We start from the raw sequence: 17,227 nt of genomic DNA, 5'->3' as shown, positions 1-17,227 counted from the left end.
ACCCCCGTCTCCTGGTTATCCGTCCCGCACTGTGACATGTCCTCCCGCTTGGGTGGTAGTGGCCGTACGGGTGCGTTTCGACCTGCTGCCCCGTTCATAAGCCAATGTCAGTAATCCGGTGGCGACGGCGGTGGCCGCCGCCGTCGCCAGGGCGGCCCCGGCGATCCCGGCGACGGTCCGCGGCACGACGGTCGCGACGGCGGCCACGAAGATCACCGTGGACGTCCACAGCGGAGCGGCGGGCCACCGGACCGACGCCGCGACCCGGGCGTTGACCAGGATGAACACGACCGCGTACAGGGCGCCGGTGGCGGCGAAGACCGGGGCGTAACGACCGGCCGCGGCGTAGTCGGGGCCGCCGGCCAGGCGGAAGGCCAGCCCGCCCGCGAGCGCCGAACCGAGCACCAGCACCGCCCCGGCGCCGGCGACCAGGGCCAGCGCGGCGACCAGGGCCCGCCGGTCCCCCTTGGCCAGGCGGGGCAGCACGATCACGGTCACCACCTGCGGCGCCCACAGCGCCCCCTTGGTCAGCACCGTGCCGACGGCGTAGGTGCCGGAGACGTCCGGCGGCAGGAAGCGGCGGGCGAGCAGGAGGTCGGCGTAGGAGACCACCAGCATCGCCAGGGTGGCGCCGCTGGCGGTGAGCACCGTCCGGGTGGCGAGGGAGGGCACGGCCGGGTCGATACCTGCGCCCCGGTTGAGGCGCACCAGCAGGGCGAGCACCAGGACCGAGGTGAGCGCGCCGGCCAGCAGCGACCCGGTGAGCCCGCCGCCGAGCGAGAGCCCGGCCACCATGCCCCCGTAGCGGCCGGCGCCGAGCAGCGCCATGCCGCCGGCGAGCCGCAGGAAGCGCTGGTCGCCCTGCAACTCGCCGAGCCAGCGGCCGGCCGCCACGACCGCCACGGTCAGCACGCCGAGCAGCAGCACCGCCGGGGCGGTCAGTCGAAGCTGGACGGCGGCCACCGGCAGCGTCAGGGCGAGCAGGGCGGCGGTGACGAGCACCGTGAGCAGGGCCGGCCGGGCGGTGGCGGCGCGACCGTGCCGGGCCCGGTGCACGGCGACCGCGATCTGGAGCCCGGTGCTGGCCACGCCACCGATCGCACCCAGCGCCAGGAGCGTGGCGAGCGCGCTCAGCTCCGCCGGATCGAGGTGCCGCGCACCGAGGACGGGCACCACGTAGGCCAGCCCGTTGACGAACACGCCGGCGAGCGTCACTGCGATGCCGGCGGTGCCGAGCCCGGTCGCCCGGCCGGGCTTTTCCGAATCCGTACCCATCAACCGTCCCGTGTCGCCGGCACTCCCGGCTGTGCAACGGGCGCGCGTACAGTGGCGCCACGCCGGTGCCACGCCCGGTCAGCGTAATGAGGAGGTCAACCCTGCGGGAGAGGTCGATGCTCGTCGGGCTCGGGCTGGCCGTCACCCTGCTGGTGCTGGCTCCGCTGGCGGCACCCGGTTACGTGCTCAGCTACGACATGGTCTTCGTGCCGCACCAGCCGTGGCGCGCCGAACTCGTCGCCCCGTCCGACTCGCTGCCACGGGCGGTGCCGTTGGACGCCCTGGTGTCGCTGGCGAGCCAGGCGGTGCCAGGGTGGCTGGTGCAGCGGCTGGCGCTGGTCGCGGTGCTGCTGCTCGCCACCGTCGGCGCCGGGTTGCTGGTGCCGGCCCGGCACCCGGTCACCCGGCTGGTGGCCGCCGTCGGGTACGTGTGGACGCCCTACCTGGCGGAGCGGCTGCTGATCGGGCACTGGGGTCTGCTCCTGGCGTACGCGTCGCTGCCCTGGCTGGTGCTGGCGGTGATCCGGCTGCGGGCCGGTGGACGGCGGGCGCTGCCGCTGCTGGTGCTGGCGGCCGCCCTCGCCGCGGTGACCCCGACCGGCGGCCTCATCGCCCTGGCGGCCACCGTCGTGCTGGTGCCGCGGCGCGGCAGGGGCCGGGTCGGCGCGATCGCGATCGCGGTGGTGCTGCTGCTGAACGCGCCCTGGCTGGTGGCTGCCGCCCTGACCAGGGCGGACGCCCGGACCGATCCCGACGGGGTGGCGGCGTTCGCGGCGCGGGCGGAGAACTGGAGCGGAGCGCTCGGAGCCCTGGCCGGCACGGGCGGGATCTGGAACGCGCAGACCACACCGGTGAGCCGGTCGTCCCCGCTGGCGCCGCTGGCCACCGCCGTCGTGCTGGCCCTGGCGGTCCTCGGCTACCGGGCGCTGCGCCACCGGTGGCCGGACGGGATCTGCGACCGGCTGGCCGTGCTGGCTGCCGGCGGGTTCCTGCTCGCAGCCCTGGGCGTGCTGCCCGGCCTGGGCGCGTCGCTGGAGTGGCTGGTCGCCACGGTGCCGGGAGCCGGGGTGCTGCGCGACGGGCAGAAGTTCCTCGTCCCGTACGCCCTGCTGGTGGCCGTGGGGTTCGCGCTCGGCGCGGAACGGCTGGCCGGAGCGGCTGGCCGGGTCGGGCGGGCCGGCGCGGGCGCGGTGCTGGCCGGGGCGCTGGCGCTGCCGGTGGTGGTCCTGCCGGACCTGGCGTTCGGCGCGGCCGGCCGGCTGCGGCCGGTGGCCTATCCGGCGGACTGGGACGCCGTCGCCGCCCGCCTCGACGGCCAGCCGGGCGAGGTGCTCTCGTTGCCGCTGGGCTCCTACCGGGCCTATCCGTGGAACGGCGGCCGGACTGCGCTCGACCCGCTGCCCCGCTACGTCGACGCCGAGGTCCTCGTCGACGACACGCTCTGGGTGGGCACGAGCGAGGTGAGCGGGGAGAACCGGCGCGTCGCGTACGTGCGGCGGGTGCTCGACTCCGGTGCCCCGGTGCGGGCCACCGGGGTGCGCTGGGTGGTGGTGCAACGGGTGGCCGGCGGGCAGCGGACGGACCCGGCGACGCTGGTCGGGCTCCGCGAGGTGTACGCCGGCGAGGACCTGACCCTGTACGAGAACCCGACCGCGCGCGGCCCCGGTGCGCGGTGAGCTGCCGAGGGTTCCCGCCGCCAGGCCGGAATCGATCGTCCTCGCGGCCCTCCCCACCGACGCTACTTGGTGGTAACGTCCCGCGCACGCAGCTCACGAGGAGGAAGTCAGCACCATGCGCAGTGCTCTCTCGTTGGTTCTCGCCGGAGTGATCGCGGTCGCTCTCGGCGTCTTCGGGTCGGTGGCGCTGGCCACCACCCTCACCGGCACCTCGTCGTCCGAGGCCGCCAAGGCCGAGCAGGCCGCGCGGACCAGCTCGGACGGCGGTGGCGGCGGCGCCAACAAGCCGCTGGTCTACGGCACGAGGTAGGACGGCTCCACCGGTTCCATCTGCTCCGCCGGCACCACGCTCCGAACGTTCGCGGCCCTCGTCACGAGGGCCGCGAATTTTTCGCCCGAGATCGGCCAGGTGAAGCGGGCCGCGTGCGCCCGCGCCGCCGTGCCCATCGCGGTGCGCCGAGCGTCGTCGGTCAGCAGCAGCCGCACCTTGGCGACGAAGTCGTCGACACCGTCGGCGAGCAGGCCGGTCTCGCCGTCGACGAGCGCCTCCTCGACTCCGCCGGCACCGCGGAACGCCACCGTCGGCGTGCCGACCGCCCCGGCCTCCACGATGGTCAGCCCCCAGCCCTCCTTGAGCGAGGGGGTGAGCGCGACCCAGGCGCTGGCCAGCAGCTCCCGCTTCTCGGCGTCACTGATGAAGCCGGTGAACCGGACCCGGTCGGTGACGCCCAACTCCTCGGCGAGCTGGCGCAGCTGCGGCTCCCACCAGCCCTGGCCGGCGACCACGAGGGTGAGCCCCGGCAGCTCGCCGGTGAGCCCGGCAACCGCGTGCAGGGCCAGCTCGACCTGCTTGTGCGGCACCAGCCGGCCGAGCACCACCAGGGACGGCTGCGGGGTGCGCGGCACCGGCCCCACCGTCATGTCGGGGGTGCCGTTGTGCACGATGGCGACCCGGGACGGGTCGATGCCGAGGGTGGCCAGTTCCCGCCGGGTGGCTGCCGAGACGGTCACGTACTGGCAGCGGCGGTAGACGCGCGGGGCGAGCCAGGACTCGACCCACCAGCCGAAGCCGGCCAGCCAGCGGCCCAGCACCACCGGCCACTGCTCACGGTGCACGTGGTGCACGAGTGCGATGACCGGCCGGCGGGCGTACAGGGCGGACAGGAAGGGTAGGCCGTTGCCGACGTCCACGATCAGGTCGGGGCGACCGCCCCGGCGCCGGGTCAGCGGCCCGAGGCCCAGGGCTCCGGCCAGGTAGACGAGCGCGGCGCGCAGGTAGACGGTGTGTCGGCCGCCGCGCCGCAGCACGCGTACGCCGGCGGCGGTGATCTCCTCGGCCGGGCCGGCGGAGTGGGTGGCGCAGAGCAGGGTGGCCCGGTGGCCCCGGCGTACGAGTTCACCGGCGATCCGCTCGACGTACACCTCCGAACCGCCGCCCTCCGGGTTCCGGGTGTCGCGCCAGTTGAGGAAAAGTACGTGCCGGGTGGCGGCAGGCGGTGCTTCCACACTTACTCCTACTGCCGAGTAGTCTTCGCGTCGCGTCACACTATGGGCTTCGTCACGGCCCCCGCAATGCCCGATCGGAGGCGAAATGCAGCAGGCGCCGGCCCGCCCGGAGCTGACCGACCGACCGGACGCCACATCGAGAAGGGTGTGGCGTCTACGCTTGGTCGCGGTCTGTCTCGGTTTGTCGGCCCTGGCGTTCCTCCAGGATCCGGGCATGATCGCCATCGACACCAAGGTGGACCTGGCGGTCGATCCAGCCGGATGGCTGAGCCGCGCCCTGCACGTCTGGGACCCGGACGGAACCTTCGGCCAGCTTCAGAATCAGGCGTACGGCTACCTCTGGCCGATGGGCCCGTTCTTCCTGCTCGGCGAGGTGCTCGACATCCCGGCCTGGGTGGTGCAACGGCTCTGGTGGGCGCTGGTCATGACGGTGGCCTGCACCGGCGTGGTCCGGCTGGCCGAGCGGCTGCACATCGGCACGCCGGCCGCCCGCCTGCTCGCCGGGGTGGCCTTCGCGCTCTCCCCCCGGCTGGTCACCGAGCTGGGCCCGATCTCGGTGGAGGCATGGCCGAGCGCCCTCGCACCCTGGGTGCTGGTGCCCCTGGTGGGGCTGGCCCGAGGCGGCTCCGTACGCCGGGCGGTGACCCTGTCCGCGCTGGTCGTGGCGTGCGCCGGCGGCGTCAACGCGACGGCGGTGCTGGCCGTAGTGCCGCTCGCCGGTCTGTGGCTGGTCGGCCTGCACCCGTTCCGGCTGCGGATCCGGGCGCTCGTCGCCTGGGGGCTGGCGGTGGGCACCGCCACCGCCTGGTGGCTGGTGCCCCTGCTGCTGCTGGGCCGGTACAGTCCGCCGTTCCTGGACTACATCGAGACGGCGCCGGTCACCACGGCCCCCACCGACTTGACCACCGTGCTGCGCGGCGCCTCGCACTGGCACGCGTACCTCAACGGCGCGTACGGGCCGCCCTGGTCGGCCGGCTGGCGGCTGGCCACCGAGCAGCCGCTGGTGATCGCCACCCTGGTGGTGGCCGGCCTCGGCCTCGCCGGCCTGGCCCGGCGTGGGATGCCGCACCGGCGCTTCCTGGTCACCGGCCTGCTGGTCGGGCTGGCCCTGGTCGGGCTCGGCCACGTCGGCGCTATCGACGGGTTCGGCGCCCAGACGCAGCGGGACTTCCTCGACGCGGCCGGCGCGCCACTGCGCAACGTGCACAAGTTCGACGTGGTGCTGCGGCTGCCGCTCATCCTCGGCCTCGCCCACCTGCTGGGGCTGGTGGCGCGGGCGGCCCGCGCGGGCGACCGGCCCGACGTGAACCCGGGCCTGCCCCGACTGCTCCAGCCGGTGCGGCTGCGCGCCACGCTGGTCAGCGGCACCGCCCTCGTCGCGGTCGCCGGGGTGGCCGCCCCGGCGCTGGCCGCCGGACTGCCCGCCCAGGGCAGCTTCCGGGAGGTGCCCGGCTACTGGCACCAGGCGACCTCCTGGCTGGACAGCAACCTCGGCGACGACCGGGTGCTGGTGGTGCCCGCCGCCCGTTTCCCCCGCTACCTGTGGGGCAGCCCGAGCGACGAGGTCACCCAACCTCTGTTGGAGAGCCCCTGGGCGGTACGCAGTTCGGTGCCGCTCACCCCGCCGGGCACGATCCGGCTGCTCGACGCCGTCGAGTCGGCACTGGCCAACGGCGAGGGTTCCGCCGGGCTGGCCGACCTGCTCGCCCGCTCCGGCGTGCGGTACCTGCTGCTCCGCTCCGACCTCGACTACGGGCGCTCGGGCGCCACCCAACCGGTGGTGGTCCGGCAGGCACTGCAACGCTCGCCCGGTATCCGCCCGGTGCGGGCCTTCGGACCGGAGGTCGGCGGCGGCCAACTGCCCGGCAACTTCGTCGACCACGGACTGGACGTGAAGGTCCGGGCCCTGGAGGTGTACGAGGTCGCCCAGCCGGTCAGCCCCGTCGTCGCGTACGACGTGAAGGGCCTGACCACCGTGGTGGGCGGGCCGGAGTCGTTGCTCCAGATCGCGGCGGCCGGCCGGCTCTCCGACGCCCCGACGGTGCTCGTCGGGGATCGGCCGGCAGGGCTGACCGACGGCCCGGTGGTGCTCACCGACGGGATGCGCCGACGCGAGGTCGCGTTCGGGCAGCCGCACGACAACGCCTCGGCGACCATGACTTCCGCCGACGAGGCGAGGCTCGGCGCGCCCGCCCGGGACTACCTCCCGCCGTGGGGCGAGGGCCAGGCCACCACCGTGCGCTACCTGGGCATCGGGTCGGTCACCGCGTCGAGTTCCTGGTCCGACGCGCAGCCGCTGGTCGGCGGCCGACCGGCGCACCAGCCGTACGCGGCGCTCGACGGCAGCCTCGCCACCGCTTGGCGCTCGGCGCCCGGGACGGTCACCACCGAGCAGTGGCTGGAGGTGGAGCTGACCGAGCCGCAGGTGGTCCGCGAGGTGGGCATCGTCTTCGACACCGGCGCCGACTCCCTGCCCACGAAGATCACCGTCAGCGCCGGCAACCAGCAGGCGGTGGTGGAGAACCCGGGCCAGAGCGTGCAGGTCACCGTGCCCGCCGGCTACCCGACCCGGCGGGTGCGGATCTCCATCGACGAGGTCTTCGACATCCGGGCCGGCTTCGGCGGCGTCGGCATCGCCGAGATCACCATCCCGGGCGTGCGGGCCGAGCGCACCCTGGCCGTGCCGGCGCCCCCGGCGACCGCCGCCCCGGCCTCCGTGGTGCTCACCGCCGCCGCCGGTGCCGCGCCCTGCGTCTTCGACGAGGGGCGGCCGATCTGCGACGGCGGGCTCGTCCGGGAGTCCGAGGACGGCGACCGGATCGACCGGACGCTGAGCCTGCCGGTCGCCGCCGGCTACGACGTCGCGCTGCGGGTGCGCCCACGTGCGGGCGGCGCGCTGAACGCGCTGCTCGACGGCGGTGGCGCGGCGGCCGTCGCGCGCGGGGTCACCCCGGTGGTCGCCGCCTCCAGCGTCGGCGTCTCCCACCCCGCGGCCCGGCCGGGCGCGGTGGTCGACGGCGACCCGGCGACGACCTGGTACGCCGCCAGCTCCGACCGGCAGCCGTGGCTGCGCCTGACCTGGCCGAAAGCCCGCCAGATCGCCGGGCTGAAGGTGACCCTGCCGCCCACCGCGGCGGCGGCCCGCCCGTGGCAGGCGACCGTGATCGGCGACGGCGGCATGCGCGGCGGCGTCTTCGACGAGGGCGGCAGCCTGGTCTTCGACCGGCCGCTCAAGACGGACGAGATCACCGTGCTGATCTCCGACGTGGTGCCGGCCAACACCTTCGACCCGTACCGGCGGCTGTCACAGAGCCTGCCCGTCGGCGTCGGCGAGCTGACCGTGCTGCCGGACGGACCGGTGCCCCGCAACGACCCGGAGGCGCGCGTCACGCTCCCCTGCGGCACCGGGCCCACCGTCGAGGTCGGTGCGGTACGGCGCCGGACGGCGCTGGTGGCCAGCCGGCGGGAGCTGGCGGAGCTGCGCGAGGTGGACGCGCTCCTGTGCGGCGCCGGAGCGAAGGATCCACTGCCGCTGGCCGGCGCAGAGGTGCGGGTGGTGGCGGCGGCGAGCCGCCTGGCTACGCCCACCCGGCTCGTCCTGACGCCGCACGCCGTGGTCCCGGGGCCCACCGACGGCAGCGCGGCCGGCTCGGCGGGCGTCGCCGGCTCGGCGCAGGTCCCGGACGCCGTGCAGACTCCGGTCCGGGTGGACGGCTGGTCGGCCACCCGACGGTCGCTGCACCTGGACGGGTACCCGGGCCAGCGGGTGCTGGCCCTGCGCGAGAACGCGAACCCCGGGTGGGAGGCCACCGCGGGCGGCGAGCGACTCACCCCGTTCGTGGTGGACGGCTGGCAGCAGGGCTGGCTGGTGCCGGCCGGGTTCTCCGGCGAGGTGCTGCTGCGGTTCGCCCCGGACGACGGGTACGTCCTGGCGCTGGGCGCCGGCGCGATCGCGCTGGGCGGGGTCGCGCTGGCCGCCCTGCTCCCGAGTCGGGGTGTGCCGGTGCCGGTGCCGGCGGCGGGGCCGCCGCGTCGACGCCGGCACCGGCTGCTCGCCCTGCTGTTCGGCGGGACTGCGCTGCTGCTGGTCGGCGGCCTGGCCGCGGTCGCGGTGGCGCTGCTGGCGGCGGCCGGCGTGGTGGCCGGCCACGCGCTGGCGCCACACCTGCACCCACCGGACCGGCGCGGGCTGCGCCGGCTGTACCGGGTGGCCGGGCGCTGGTTGCCGGTGGCCGGCTTCGGGCTGGCCGGCTGGTACGCGGTGACCCGGGGTGGGCACACCGACGCGGCGCCTCAGTTGGCGGCGGTCGCCGCCGTGACGGTGCTCTGGTTCTCCCTCGTGCTCCCGCGCCGACGCGGCCGGGGGGCGTTCCAGCGCTGGAAGGGGCGCTCGACGGCGTAGTAGCTGATGGCGGCGAGGATCAGCCCACCGGCGACGGTGAGCAGGAAGATCTCGCCCGTGTCGCCGCTGAAGTTCGGGCGGTCGCCCACGATGTAGACCCCCTCCAGCACGAACGGGTGCCAGAGGAACAGCCCGTAGGACACCCGGCCGAGCCACCGGCCGACCGCGCCGCCGAGGACGGCCTTGGTGCGGGTGGCCGGCCCGAACGCCACCGGCAGCACCACCATCACCGCCACCAGGGCGTACAGCGCCATCTTCAGCCCGAACTCGGCGGCGGTGGGCTCGGCCAGGTCGCGGGGACCCACGATCGGCGTGGTGGCCACGGCCAGGGCGGCCAGCGCGACCGACCAGCAGGCCAGCGGTGCGGCGCCCAGGTCGTCCAGCCACCGCCAGCGGTGACCGGTGCCGGTGCGCAGCGACACGTGGACGGTCGCCAGCGCCATGCCGGCGCCGAACCAGCCGGCGTACGAGGGCAGCCACATGGTGTGCAGGCCCAGGTTGAGCAGGCCCGATCCCATCAGGGCCACCCAGCCGGCGGTGATGGCCAGCCCCGCCGCCACGATGAGGACGGTGGACCGGCCGGGCCGCCAGCGCCGCCGCATCAGCAGCACGGCGAGCAGCGGCAGCAGCAGGTAGAAGGTCGCCTCGGTGGCGAGGCTCCAGGTCTGGCTCAGGCCGTGGCGCAACTGCCGGGGTTCGTAGATCTGGGTCAGCGTCAGGTGCCGCCACCAGTCGCCGGCGGAGGCCGGCTGGTTCTGCGGCAGCACCAGCAGGCAGACCACCACGGTCAGCCAGTAGGCGGGCAGGATGCGGGTCGCGCGGCGCCACAGGTAGCGCCGGGCGGAGGGGGACCGCTGCCCGGTGGCCGACGAGTGGGCGTACGGGCGGAAGAGCAGGAAGCCGGAGAGCACGAAGAAGACGGCGACGCCCACGTCGAGGCGGGACAACCAGCTGCCCAGCCCCGAGTCGCCGGTGTTGGCACCGGTGGCGAACCCGACGTGGTGCCCGACGACGGCCAGCGCGCCGATCACCCGTACGGCGTCCAACGCGGGCAGTCGGCGGAGGTCGTGATCCGGAGTTGGGGCAGACATCAACCGTCCAGAGGGTCGCGTGAATATGTAACCCGGGAGTAACCTGCGGCCAAGTTTAGGGACAGGACCGCTCGCCGGACACCGGCTGACTGTCTTTGTTAGGAGGATCAGTGAAGGCTCGTCTGGGCGCCGTGCTGTTCGGGATAGGCGTCTTGTGTCTCGTGCTCGCCGCGGGAGCGGCGTTCTTCGTGGCACCGACGGTGACGAAACTGCCGTACGACCTCAAGTTGTGCAACGCGGAGGGCAAGCCCGAGGGCTGCCTGAAGCCGAGCGTCGCGGTGGCGGAGAACGCCAAGTTCCTGCAGCTCAAGAAGGACGCCCCGCCGACCGTGCAGACCGGCAGGCTGGAGTCCACCACCGAGGTGGCGCCGCAGGCCGGGAGCACCGAGGCGGAGATGACCGGCGACCTGGAGGGCAAGTCGGTCGTCTGGGGCGCGTACGGCACGGTGAAGTGGGTCCAGACCGGCGAGGTGATCAGCCAGTACTCCGCGGAGTTGGCCCTGGACCGGAAGACCGCCGCGGCGGTCGACTGGGACAAGCAGTTTCTCCAGGCCGACGGCCCGGAGGGGCCGAGCGAGGTCACCTTCGGTGGTCAGACCTACAAGTTCCCGTTCAACACGGAGCGCAAGGACTACGAGTACTTCGACCGTGACCTGCGCAAGGCGCTGCCGATCCGGTTCGACGGCACCGAGAAGATCAACGGCACTGAGGCGTACCGGTTCCAGCAGGTCATCGAGGAGACCGACCTGGGCATGCCGGCCGAGCGGGTGGGTGGCCTGCTCGGGGCGTTCGCGCCGGGCGCGACCAGCGGCAAGGTGATGTACAGCAACACCCGCACCATCTGGGTCGAGCCGGTCAGCGGCAACTTCGTCAAGGTGCGCGAGCAGCAGAAGAAGACGCTGGTGCCGGACCAGGGCGCGAGCACCCCGCTGCTGGACGGCGACTTCGTCTACACCGACCAGACGATCGCCAACAGCGTCGAGTCTGCCGGGAACAACCGGGACAAGCTGCTGCTGATCGGTCGGACCATTCCGCTCGTGCTGACGGTCGTCGGCGCTCTTGCGCTGATCATCGGGCTCTGGCTGGTGCTGGCCGGACGCCGGGCCACCGCCGCCGCGCGGCACCGCGCCGACGGCGACGCCGACGCTGCCACGGCGCCCGCCCCGCGGGCGTCGTCCGAGCAGGTCACCTCCGGGGCGCCCGTGCACGACGGCGAGGCCGGACGCCGGTAGCGGAGCCACCTCGGCCGGCGTCCGGGTGCGGACGTCGATCACCGGCAACCAGTTGACAGGCCGCCACCGTCGTCCCCGTTCAGGGGCGACGGTGGCGGCCTGTCGTGCAGGGGGCCTCGCCGTTACTGAACCGTAATCTGAATCGCTGCTCGTCACGGACGGTCGTGCTCGAAGTGTGACGTGCCCGGTTTGCGGGAGAATCATTGATCAATGTCCATGGAGTCAGGGGTTCGGTCGCGCTGCCTCACTACTCCGCGTGACCTCGGCTGTGGCGGTCGGCGATCCGGGCCTTGTGGCCTGCGTCTTCGCGCGGCATCATCGTCCCAGTTCCCTACTCGCCGGTAACTGTGGCAGCCCGGTGTGGGGCCGTCGCCGGTCGACCGGCGACCCGCGCGACATCCCTGAGGGGAGGAACCGTGCAGGACCGGTTCGACGACCAGGGCGGCCACCGGTGGCGGCGCTTCGCCGCGCTGCTGGTGTCCGACGGGACGACGGACCCCGTGGCGGTCTCGGGCATCCGCAGCGCCACGCTCTCCTGACCTGGATTCCGGGACCGCGGCGGTTGTGCTCCGTGGGCCCGTTCCAGCTCCGTCCCCTCTGGCCCGCCAGGAGGCGTACGTGACGACCGACGATCCGCAGCCCGTGTGGCGCGGCCGGTTCCGCGAGGCGTGGCACGGCTTCCGCCGCTGGCGGCGGGTGCGACCGTTCCGGGGCGGCCTGCTGACCGCGCTGGCCGATCTGGAGATCTTCGGTACCACTCAGATGTCGCTCGGCAGCCCCACCTTGTCCGCCGTGCCGGTGCCTGCCGTGCCTACCGGCGCCCTGCCTATCGGCGCGAGGCCTGCCAATGCCATGCCGGCGGCCGAGTCGATGCAGTACGACGCCAGGCCGCGCGACCTCCGTCCGTACGTGGTGCTGCCGGTGCTGCTCGGCCTTGCCGCCGCCGTGGCGCTCGCCGCGCCCGGCCCGACGCCGGTGCGCGCCGTGGCGCCGCCGACTTCCGCCTGCCCCACCACAGTTCCCGGCCAGGGCGGAACGCAGCCGGCCCCGAGCGGCACGCCGGGCGGAACGCGACCCGCGCCGAGCGGCACGCCGGGCGCGTTGCCGGCCCCGACCGGGACGCCGGGCGCGACGCCGGCCCCGACCGCCCCCGGCCCGTTCCCGTCGACGGGCGGCGGAGGCGACGCCGTCCGCGACATCCTCGACGGCATCGGTGACCTCTTCGATCGCGGCCGGAACGACGCCGAGGAGGTGGCCCGCCGGGCGACGCCATCGACCGCGCCGAGCGTCCGTCCCACAGTCACGCCGAGCGTTCGTCCCTCGACCGCGCCGAGCGTCCGTCCAACGACCGCGCCGGGCGTCCGTCCAACGGTCACGTCGAGCGTTCGTCCAACGGTCACGTCGAGCGTTCGTCCCACGGCCTCGGCCACGGGTCGGCCGCCGGCGCCCGGCCGGGGGTGCGTCCCGGCCAGCCCGAAGCCGAGCCGACCCGGGCAGGTGGCGGCGGGCAGACCGCTGCCCCCGATCGCCGCCGAGCCGGGACAGCCGGTGGTGGCGGCGGTTCCGTCGAAGCTCACCGGTTCGAAGGTGACCATGGACGGGCTGCGGTTCGAGGGCATCGTCGACCTGCCCACCGCCGACGGCAGCCTGAAGGCACTGAAGTTCACCATGGACCGCGCGGATACCGATGATTTCCTGCTCCGGGCGCCCGCGCCGGCCGGCCGGACGATGCGGTTCGCCACGGACCGGCTGACGGTGCAGGGGGACGTCGCCTTCTACGCCACCCGGTTCGTCGGGCGGCTGCTCGGCGTCAAGATCACGCTGACCCCGGACCTGCCGTTCCCCGACGGCCTGCCGATCACGTCACCCGTTCCGATCACCTTCACCGAGCCGGCCATGGAACTGGCGTTCGTCAGCAGCGACACGCTGACCGCCACGCCGGCGTTGAAGCTGACCCTCTCCTGACCTCACTCCACCACCACCGACGGTGCGGGGCCGGTGTCCGCCGGCCCCGCACCGCCGACCTCAGATGCGGGCGAGCGCCTTGCGCAGCGGGTCGAGCCCCAGCGAGCCGAGGTCGAGCGCCTGCCGGTGGAACTCCTTGAGGTCGAAGTCGGCGCCCTTGCGGGCCTTCGCCTCGTCACGGGCCTGGAGCCAGATCCGCTCGCCCACCTTGTAGGAGGGGGCCTGCCCCGGCCAGCCGAGGTAGCGGTTCAGCTCGAAACGCAGGTTCTCCTCCGGCACCCGGCAGTGCGCCCGCATGAACTCCCAGCCCAGCTCCGGCGTCCAACGCTCGCCGGGGTGGAAGCCGAACGGGTTGTCCTTCGGGATCTCCAACTCCAGGTGCATGCCGATGTCGACGATCACCCGGGCGGCCCGGAACGCCTGCCCGTCGAGCATGCCGAGCTTGTCGCCCGGGTCCTCCAGGTAACCCAGCTCGTCCATCAGCCGCTCCGCGTAGAGCGCCCAGCCCTCGCCGTGCCCGGAGACCCAGCAGAGCAGGCGCTGCCAGCGGTTGAGCAGCTCGGCCCGGACGGCCGTCTGTGCGACCTGGAGGTGGTGACCCGGCACGCCCTCGTGGAAGACGGTGGTCACCTCGCGCCAGGTGGAGAAGTCGGTGACGCCCTGCGGCACCGCCCACCACATCCGCCCAGGGCGGGAGAAGTCCTCGCTCGGGCCGGTGTAGTAGATCGCGCCGTCGCTGGTCGGGGCGAGGCAGCACTCGATGCGGCGTACCTGCTCCGGGATGTCGAAGTGGGTGCCGTGCAGGTCGCCGATGGCCTTGTCGGCGAGCGCCTGCATCCAGTCCCGGAACGCCTCCTTGCCCCGGATCGTCCGGGCCGGGTCGGCGTCCAGCGCCTCGACCGCCTCGTCGATGGTGGCGCCGGGGCTGACGATCCGGCCGGCCACCGCGCGCATGTCGGCCTCCAGCCGGGCCAGTTCCTCGAACCCCCAGGCGTACGTCTCGTCGAGGTCGACCCTGGCGCCGAGGAAGTACTGCGAGGCCAGCTCGTAGCGCTCGCGACCCGCGGCCTGCTTCTCCCGGCCGAGCGGAGCCATCTCGGTGCGGAGGAACTGGCCGAACTCGGCCGTCGCCGCCGTGGCCGCCGCCGCACCCCGACGCAGCTCGGCGCCGAGGGTGCCGTCGGCGCCCAGCCGCTCGACCAGCCCGTGGAAGAAGTTGTCGCCGTCCGGGTCGACCCAGATGTCGCACTGCTTGGCGACCTCGACGAGCTGGACCCGGGCACTGACGTGGCCGGCGGCGGCCGCCTCGCGCAGCGTCGCCTTGTAGCCCTCCAGGGTGCTCGCGAAGCGGTTGAGCCGGGCCGCCACGTGGGCCTTGGCGTCGTCGCCCTCGGTCGGCATCAGGTCGAAGACCATGCGGACCTCGTGCAGGCCGCTGGAGATCACGTTGACCTCGCTGCTCGCCTCGCCGGCGTCGTAGCGGGCGAGGTCGAGGCCGAGCCGCTCCTGCATGGCGTCCTTGGCGGTCCGCTCCAACTCCGACTCCGGCTCGGTCACCTCCAGGTCGGTCAGCGTCCGCCGGATCAGCTCCGCGCGGGCCGTGTACCCGTCGGGCGACAGGTCGTCGAGCTGGTCGTCGTAGCCGGCAATGCCGACATAGGTGGCGCCGATCGGGCTCAGCGGCGCCCACTCGGCCACGTAGCGGTTCGCGAGGTCATCGATTCGTCCCACGCTGCGACCCTACGTGAGGGCACCGTCGAGTTGTCGAACGCGTTCTGCGTGTTCAGGGCAGCGGGTCGGCGGGATCGAAGTCGATCGGGAACGGCAGGTCGGCCGAGAGCCGCCGACCGCCGACCGCCTTGGCGACGGTGTCGTAACCGCCGAACTTGCCGAGGGTGAAGAGCTCCGCCTGGGCATGCCCCAGCCGGCGGGAGAGTTCGACCCGCAGGAAGTACGGCACCCGTCCCTCCGCGCACCGCATCGGCTTGTCGACGAAGTCCTGCCGGCGGCTGTCGGGCGAGACGAACTCCACCGCCATCGTGCAGAGGTGGGCCGGGATCCACCGGTCCTCCTCGTCGGTCTTTGGCAGCGCGTGCAGGACGGTGATGTCGGGCTGGATCCAGCGCCGCGGCGAGAAGGTCAGGTTCACCTGCCCGAACACGTAGAACCCGTGGGTCTCTGCGGCGGGTGACAGCAGACGGGCGAGCTTTATCTCGCCGTAGCTGTTCGTGCCGACCTCGGCGGGCGTCATGACCAACCTCCCGTCGATGCACTCGTAGCGCGCATCGGGCAGCCCCGGCAACGGGAGGTACCGGTCGGCGAACTGGGTCGTCCACATGCCGTCGAGGTCGACGAGCGGGTCGAAACGCATCGGTATCGCCACGGCGTGCACCTCCTCGGGGTGGTCAACGCGTCAACAGCGTAGGCGTTTCTGTGGTGGTCGACACGGCGCCCGAAAGTCGCGGGACTTCGTCGTACGGCTGCGGCAGAGTGTCAGGGGTGACAGTGGATTCCACTCCTGACCGGGCGGCGCTGCGGAGCTGGCTGCCCGGGTTCCTGGCGCTGGCCGCCATCTGGGGCTCCAGCTTCCTGTTCATCAAGATCGGCATTGGGGAGCTGCATCCACTACACCTCACCCTCTACCGGGTCGCCGCCGGCGCGGTGACCCTGCTGCTGGTGCTCGCCGTGCTCCGCGACCGCCTGCCCGCCGAGCCCCGGGTCTGGGCGCACCTGACCGTGGCCGCCGCGTTCGGCGTCGCCGTGCCGTTCACCCTCTTCGGCTACGGCGAGCAGCGCGTCGAGTCGATGCTCGCGGGCATCTGGAACGCCACCACCCCGCTCATCGTGCTGCCGCTGGCCGTGCTGGTGTTCCGCACCGAGCGGCTCACCACGCGCCGGGCGGTCGGGATGGCGCTGGGCTTCGCCGGGGTGCTGGTGGTGCTCGGGGTCTGGCAGGGCGTGGGCGGCGCCCACTTCACCGGGCAGCTCATGTGCCTGGGCGCGGCCGCCTGCTACGGCGTCGCCATCCCGTACCAGAAGAAGTTCGTCGCGGGCAGCGCGCACTCCGGGCTCTCGCTCTCGGCGGCACAGCTCCTGGTCGCGACCGCCCAGCTCGCGGTCGTCGCGCCGTTGGTGGCCGGGGCACCGCCCGCCCCGACCGGCCTCTCGGCCGAGGTGCTCGCCAGCGTGCTCGCGCTCGGTGCGCTCGGCACCGGCCTCGCCTTCGTCATCAACCTGCGCAACATCCGGGTCGCCGGGGCGAGCACCGCCTCCACCGTGACCTACCTGGTGCCGGTGTTCGCGGTGCTGATCGGCGCCCTGGCCCTCGACGAGCGGCTCACCTGGCACCAGCCGGTGGGCGCGCTCATCGTGCTGTTCGGCGTCGCCGTTTCGCAGGGCCTGATCGGCCGCCGCCGGCCCGCACCCGCTGACCCCACCGAGCCGTCCGCGCCCGCTGGCGTGATCGAGTCGACCACGGCCGATGCCGATGCCGATGTGCCGGCCGCTGTCGTCGCGCCGTCCGGCGTCGCCGCGCAGGCCGCGCCGTCCGTGCCGGCTGCCCACCGCTGAGCGCTCCCGCCCGTCGCCCGCCCTTCGCCCGTCGCCCGCCCTTCGCCCGGTCGCCCTTCGCCAGGCCGCCCGGCGCCGCCTGCCGCCTGCCGCCCGTCGCCCGGTCGCCCGCCCGGTCGCCCGGCTGCCGCCCTTCGCGCGGTCGCCCGGCTGCCGCCCGGCCGCCCGGCTGACGGGTGGAACACCATGGGTGTCAACGCCCGCCTTTGACACCCATGGTGTTCCACTCGTGAACGTGGCGGGACATGCCGTGGGCCGGCAACCTTCAGGAGCAGCGCGGCTCGTCGCCGCACGCGCTGCCGCTTCGCACCCGTCCAGGCGCGGTCACCGCTCCGCCGCCCGTCAGTGACGGCCGGGCCGCCTGTTCGGCCGGGCCGCGTGTGAGGCCGGGCCGCCTGTTCGGCCGGGCCGCCTGTGATGGCCGGCGCTTGTGAAGGCCGGCGCGTGTGGTGGCCGCGCCCGGCGGCCACCGGCGTCCGTGTGATGCGGTCTCATGAACGGGGCAGCTCG

The 17,227-nt window shown here is 74.0% G+C and carries 12 protein-coding genes and 1 pseudogene; 7 read left to right on the top strand and 6 right to left on the bottom strand.

What is annotated here, in order from left to right; translation table 11 throughout:
• Positions 1-15: 15 nt before the first annotated feature.
• Positions 16-1,275: a polysaccharide biosynthesis protein gene (locus tag OG989_RS05950; RefSeq protein WP_327029926.1), complete on the bottom strand. Its 1,260-nt coding sequence runs from the start codon at positions 1,273-1,275 to the stop codon at positions 16-18.
• 86 nt (positions 1,276-1,361) lie between these two features.
• On the opposite strand from OG989_RS05950, the pseudogene OG989_RS05945 reads away from it, so the two are divergent.
• Both OG989_RS05945 and OG989_RS05940 read left to right on the top strand, forming a co-directional pair.
• A pseudogene (locus tag OG989_RS05945) lies at positions 1,362-2,927 on the top strand (hypothetical protein); the annotation flags it as partial.
• Positions 2,928-3,066: 139 nt separating this feature from the next.
• Positions 3,067-3,261, top strand: coding sequence for a hypothetical protein (locus OG989_RS05940; RefSeq protein WP_132238409.1), 195 nt, complete (start codon positions 3,067-3,069; stop codon positions 3,259-3,261).
• Here OG989_RS05940 and OG989_RS05935 read toward each other — a convergent pair.
• On the bottom strand, positions 3,246-4,457 hold the full coding sequence (locus tag OG989_RS05935) for a glycosyltransferase family 4 protein (RefSeq protein ID WP_327029924.1): 1,212 nt from the start codon (positions 4,455-4,457) through the stop codon (positions 3,246-3,248). The genes OG989_RS05940 and OG989_RS05935 overlap by 16 nt on opposite strands.
• 85 nt (positions 4,458-4,542) lie before the next feature.
• Here OG989_RS05935 and OG989_RS05930 point away from each other — a divergent pair, with 85 nt between their 5' ends.
• Positions 4,543-8,859: an alpha-(1->3)-arabinofuranosyltransferase gene (locus OG989_RS05930; RefSeq protein WP_327029923.1), complete on the top strand. Its 4,317-nt coding sequence runs from the start codon at positions 4,543-4,545 to the stop codon at positions 8,857-8,859.
• On the opposite strand, the gene OG989_RS05925 is transcribed toward OG989_RS05930, so the two are convergent.
• Entirely contained in the window at positions 8,751-9,950 is a 1,200-nt protein-coding gene (locus OG989_RS05925; RefSeq protein WP_327029922.1) for an acyltransferase family protein, read from the bottom strand. The genes OG989_RS05930 and OG989_RS05925 overlap by 109 nt on opposite strands.
• 110 nt (positions 9,951-10,060) lie before the next feature.
• Between OG989_RS05925 and OG989_RS05920 the strand changes: the two genes are divergently transcribed.
• Together OG989_RS05920 and OG989_RS05915 are read left to right on the top strand one after the other, a co-directional pair.
• Positions 10,061-11,182: a DUF3068 domain-containing protein gene (locus OG989_RS05920; protein ID WP_192581409.1), complete on the top strand. Its 1,122-nt coding sequence runs from the start codon at positions 10,061-10,063 to the stop codon at positions 11,180-11,182.
• Positions 11,183-11,598: 416 nt separating this feature from the next.
• Positions 11,599-11,721 carry a hypothetical protein gene (locus tag OG989_RS05915; protein ID WP_327029921.1) on the top strand — a complete coding sequence of 41 codons (123 nt, stop codon included), beginning with the start codon at positions 11,599-11,601 and terminating at the stop codon, positions 11,719-11,721.
• A 219-nt stretch (positions 11,722-11,940) separates the two neighbouring features.
• Here the strand turns inward: OG989_RS05915 and OG989_RS05910 are convergent, their stop codons facing one another.
• Positions 11,941-12,612: a hypothetical protein gene (locus OG989_RS05910; protein ID WP_327029920.1), complete on the bottom strand. Its 672-nt coding sequence runs from the start codon at positions 12,610-12,612 to the stop codon at positions 11,941-11,943.
• Positions 12,613-12,679: 67 nt separating this feature from the next.
• Between OG989_RS05910 and OG989_RS05905 the strand changes: the two genes are divergently transcribed.
• On the top strand, positions 12,680-13,147 hold the full coding sequence (locus OG989_RS05905) for a hypothetical protein (protein WP_327029919.1): 468 nt from the start codon (positions 12,680-12,682) through the stop codon (positions 13,145-13,147).
• Positions 13,148-13,207: 60 nt separating this feature from the next.
• On the opposite strand, the gene OG989_RS05900 is transcribed toward OG989_RS05905, so the two are convergent.
• Both OG989_RS05900 and OG989_RS05895 read right to left on the bottom strand, forming a co-directional pair.
• Entirely contained in the window at positions 13,208-14,878 is a 1,671-nt protein-coding gene (locus tag OG989_RS05900) for a DUF885 domain-containing protein (protein WP_327029918.1), read from the bottom strand.
• Positions 14,879-14,930: 52 nt separating this feature from the next.
• On the bottom strand, positions 14,931-15,530 hold the full coding sequence (locus tag OG989_RS05895; protein ID WP_327029917.1) for a Uma2 family endonuclease: 600 nt from the start codon (positions 15,528-15,530) through the stop codon (positions 14,931-14,933).
• A 116-nt stretch (positions 15,531-15,646) separates the two neighbouring features.
• On the opposite strand from OG989_RS05895, the gene OG989_RS05890 reads away from it, so the two are divergent.
• Positions 15,647-16,717: a DMT family transporter gene (locus OG989_RS05890; RefSeq protein ID WP_327029916.1), complete on the top strand. Its 1,071-nt coding sequence runs from the start codon at positions 15,647-15,649 to the stop codon at positions 16,715-16,717.
• Positions 16,718-17,227: the final 510 nt, after the last annotated feature.

Origin of the sequence: Micromonospora sp. NBC_01740 (assembly GCF_035920365.1) — a bacterium.
Classification (GTDB): Bacteria; Actinomycetota; Actinomycetes; order Mycobacteriales; family Micromonosporaceae; genus Micromonospora; species Micromonospora reichwaldensis.
The sequence above is the reverse complement of the archived record's forward strand: the minus strand, read 5'-3'. Positions and strand labels throughout refer to the sequence as shown.